Here is a 3,509-nt window from a genome sequence, read left to right as displayed (position 1 = left end):
TTCGACGACACCGGCGACATCGAGATCAACAGCGGCATCACCCCCGTGTGGTCCATCGGGGTCACCCCAGTGATCGAGCGCCGCAACGGCATCGCCTGTTTGAGACTCGGCTCGTTCCGCCGTGAGCAGAGCAGCCTCGCCGGCGGTAACGAGTCGCGGTTGCCCGTGCAGATTCCGGCCGCGTTCCAGCACCGCAACAGGGACCAGTACGCCCTGGCGTACATCGAGGGCGTGTCCATCGGACGGCTGACGATCTACTCCAAGGCGTCCGACCGGCCGGGGCAGGTGTGGCTGGTGCAGAAACCGACGATCGACAAGGGCGACTACGTGCTGACGCAGTCCGGCCCGAGCTGGGTGGTGGACTGATGGCCAGGTACGAATACGGGGCGGGCGTCGCCGACTACGTGGTGCGGCCGACGGACGGCCTGTGGTCTGTCGCCCCGGGAGCGGTGCTCACGTTCTGGTCTGCGGCCGACGGCGGCACCCAGTACACCGACCTGCTGAACGCCACGGGCGGCCCGGTCACCGAGGTCGTCGCTGACGGACAGGGATTCGTGCCCCGCTTCCAGGGCCCGGACGGCGTGGTCGGGATGTGGACGGACGCGGGCGGGGTAAGCCGCGCGTGGATGGAAGCCCACGCCCTCGGCGCCGGGACCGACGCTCCGGCCGGGTCGGTCCGTGACTGGCTGAACGTCAAGGACTTCGGGGCGGTCGGCGACAACGTCACCGACGACACACTGTCCATCCAGGCCGCGCTGGACGCCTGCGTGATGGGCGGTGTCGTCTACCTCCCGGTCGGCGGCTACCGCACCTCGGCGCCGTTGACGATCCCGCCCGCGGTCACGCTGCAGGGCACCCACGCCAACCTGATGACGGTGGTCAACCTCACGGACCCGCAGTGCTACATCAAGCCCCTCGCCTCCTTCGTGGGCACAGCGGTGATCCTGTTCCTCGACGAGATCGACGGCGGCTACCCCACCATCAGCGCCGAGCACCGCATCCTGTCCGTGATGATCGACGGCGGTGACCTCACCGAGCCGGGAGTCGATGGCATCCGGGCGGCGGGCAACATTCAGAACGTGCAACTGAGGGACGTGACCGTCCGACGCGTCACCGGCGCCGGCATCCACACCGAGGCCAACGGCGGGTTCTTCCCGTATTCGTGGCGCCTACACCGGGTGATGATCGATAACACGGGCTGGCACGGATTCGCGTTCGAAGTGATGACCGACATCACCCTTATGGACTGCCAGGCGATCGGCTGCGGTGCAAATGGCTTCGAGATCGCCAACGCGGCGAACAGCCACGCGATCGGCTGCCGCGCCGAGTGGAACGTCAACAACGGATTCCACCTGACCGGGAACTGGGCGACCGGAACCGGCTCGGGCGGCATGCTCCTCGGCGACTGTTCGACGGACCGCAACGGTGCCAACGGCGTCCTGGTCGACGCGACCGGCAACCCGCCGATTCAGATCGAGAACCTGCACACCCGCCGCGATGGCCGCAACCTTGGCGCGGGCGGCGGCGGGTACGCCGGCCTCGCCTGCGCCGCCGCCACCGTGCCCGTCATCGTCGGCATGGTCACCTGCTACCCCGGCGTCGACGACGACGGCACCCAGACGAACAGCCCGCAGTACGGCGTCCGGTTCACCGGCTGCACCTACGTGTCCGTCGACTCTGGGTTCCTGCACGCCGCCACGGCCGGCTGGTCCGACGCGGGCGACAACACCGTGCTGCGCCGGGGCCTCAACATCGCCGAGCGCACCGGCACCACCGCCGCCCCAGTCGACGCGTTCGCCCCACCGACCGACGTCGCCGGGAACCTCAACGTCGGCGGGTACGCCGCTCTGGCCTCCGGACAGTCGAACGGCCAGTGGAACATCTGGGCCGGCCAAGCCAAGGCCCTCAACTTGGGCGGCGCCGGCGGCGGCATCGCCATCGCCGAGGGCGCCAACGCGAGGATGGGCGTCGCCACCCTGGCAGGCGGCGCGGCCACCGTGGCCAACACGAGCGTGACGGCGAACTCGCGAATCCAGCTCACAACCCAGGCCGACGGCGGTACCCCCGGCTGGCTACGGGTGGACGCTCGCACCCCTGGCACGTCCTTTCACATCCAGTCCAGCAGCGCGGCTGACACGTCGGTCGTCGCTTGGACGATCTTTGAACCTGCCTAAGGAGACCCATGGCCACGACCTACGTCGACGACGAACACATCTTCACCTTCAAGGCGGAAGGCCCCGTCCTCTTCGGCTCCTTCTCACTGCGTCTCAGCACGCGAGGGTCCGGCTTCAGCTACACCGAGGCTGACATCAACAGCGCGATCCAGGCTTTCGCAGACTCCCTCAACGCCAGCGGCCATGAGCACATCGACAAGGTGGAGAAGATCATTACGGCCGCCGGGGTGAGCGACTGGGATTACGAACCCGCGTAGTCACCCCCCGCCCGCACGCTCGCCCCCAAGCCGTCTGGCCGGGGCGTTCCTCATGTCTGGAGGCCTGATGGCCACACCCATGTCCGCGTCCGCCTTCCTCTCCGCGCTGGAGAAGGAGGGCTTGGTCGTCGTCCAGGAGGGCGACTGGCGGGACCACAACCGCAACCACAAGGGTCCCTGGGGGCCCGTGCACGGCGTGATGATCCACCACACAGTCACCAAGGGCACCGGCCCCACGGTGCGCATCGTCCGCGACGGCTACTCCGGCCTGCCCGGCCCTCTGTGCCACGGCATGATCGCCAAGGACGGCCGCGTGCACCTTGTCGGCTACGGCCGCGCCAACCACGCCGGGTTGGGGGACCCCGACGTCCTGGCCGCGGTCATCGCCGAACGCGCGCTGCCCGCCGACAACGAGGCGTCCGTCGACGGCAACCGTCACTTCTTCGGATTCGAGTGCGAGAACCTCGGCGACAACAAGGACCCCTGGCCGGCGGCGCAGATCGAGGCCATCGTCCGCGTGGGCGCCGCGATCTGCCGACACTACGGCTGGAACTACCGCTCGGTCTTCCGGCACCTGGACTGGCAGCCGGGCAAGGTCGACCCGCGCGGACCGGGCCTGGACTGGGACGACATCGAGGCCCGCATCGCGAAGCGTCTCGGCAGCAAGCCGTCCACCACACCGCGCCCCACGCCGTCCAGACCGGTCGTCGACCTGTCCGAGCTGGTCAAGGCCGCCCGCTCCAACCCGGCGATGCGCGGCACCCCGGTCACGTACGCAGGCGCCCGGATCGTGGAGGCCGCCCTGGTCGACGAGGGCCTCCTCTCCTCGCGGCGGCTGGACGGGCACTTCGGCTCGGACACCGTCGCCGCCTACTCGCGGTGGCAGCTCAAGCTCTACCCCGGCTCCAGCACCAAGCCCGGCGGCGCCGCCGACGGCATCCCCGGCAAGACGTCCCTGGTCAAGCTCGGCCAGCGGCACGGCTTCGACGTAAGGAACTGATCATGGCATCTCCCTCCGCACCGATCGAGAAGAAGGTCACCGCGTCCAGCGCGCTCGCCTACCTGGCCAGCCTCGCCG

3 protein-coding genes and 1 pseudogene are annotated in these 3,509 nt (G+C 69.2%); all 4 read left to right on the top strand.

All coding sequences use genetic code 11. The features are described 5' to 3' along the window. A pseudogene (locus ACFWR9_RS42075) lies at positions 1–366 on the top strand (hypothetical protein); the annotation flags it as partial. Beyond that, the gene (locus tag ACFWR9_RS42070) at positions 366–2,174 is read left to right on the top strand and encodes a glycosyl hydrolase family 28-related protein (RefSeq protein ID WP_383852788.1); all 1,809 of its coding nucleotides are present in this window, start codon (positions 366–368) and stop codon (positions 2,172–2,174) included. The pseudogene ACFWR9_RS42075 and the gene ACFWR9_RS42070, both read left to right, overlap by 1 nt. 8 nt (positions 2,175–2,182) lie before the next feature. Beyond that, positions 2,183–2,431, top strand: a complete 249-nt coding sequence (locus ACFWR9_RS42065) for a hypothetical protein (RefSeq protein ID WP_383852785.1) — start codon at positions 2,183–2,185, stop codon at positions 2,429–2,431. Positions 2,432–2,498: 67 nt separating this feature from the next. After that, entirely contained in the window at positions 2,499–3,431 is a 933-nt protein-coding gene (locus ACFWR9_RS42060) for an N-acetylmuramoyl-L-alanine amidase (RefSeq protein WP_383852782.1), read from the top strand. Positions 3,432–3,509: the final 78 nt, after the last annotated feature.

This window comes from Streptomyces sp. NPDC058534 (assembly GCF_042717365.1).
GTDB lineage: Bacteria > Actinomycetota > Actinomycetes > Streptomycetales > Streptomycetaceae > Streptomyces.
The sequence above is the reverse complement of the archived record's forward strand: the minus strand, read 5'-3'. Positions and strand labels throughout refer to the sequence as shown.

What these genes read in the sequence shown, in the direction of transcription:
- ACFWR9_RS42070 (WP_383852788.1), top strand. Translation starts at nt 366, where the DNA reads ATGGCCAGGTACGAATACGGGGCGGGCGTCGCCGACTACGTGGTGCGG.
- ACFWR9_RS42065 (WP_383852785.1), top strand. Translation starts at nt 2,183, where the DNA reads ATGGCCACGACCTACGTCGACGACGAACACATCTTCACCTTCAAGGCG.
- ACFWR9_RS42060 (WP_383852782.1), top strand. Translation starts at nt 2,499, where the DNA reads ATGGCCACACCCATGTCCGCGTCCGCCTTCCTCTCCGCGCTGGAGAAG.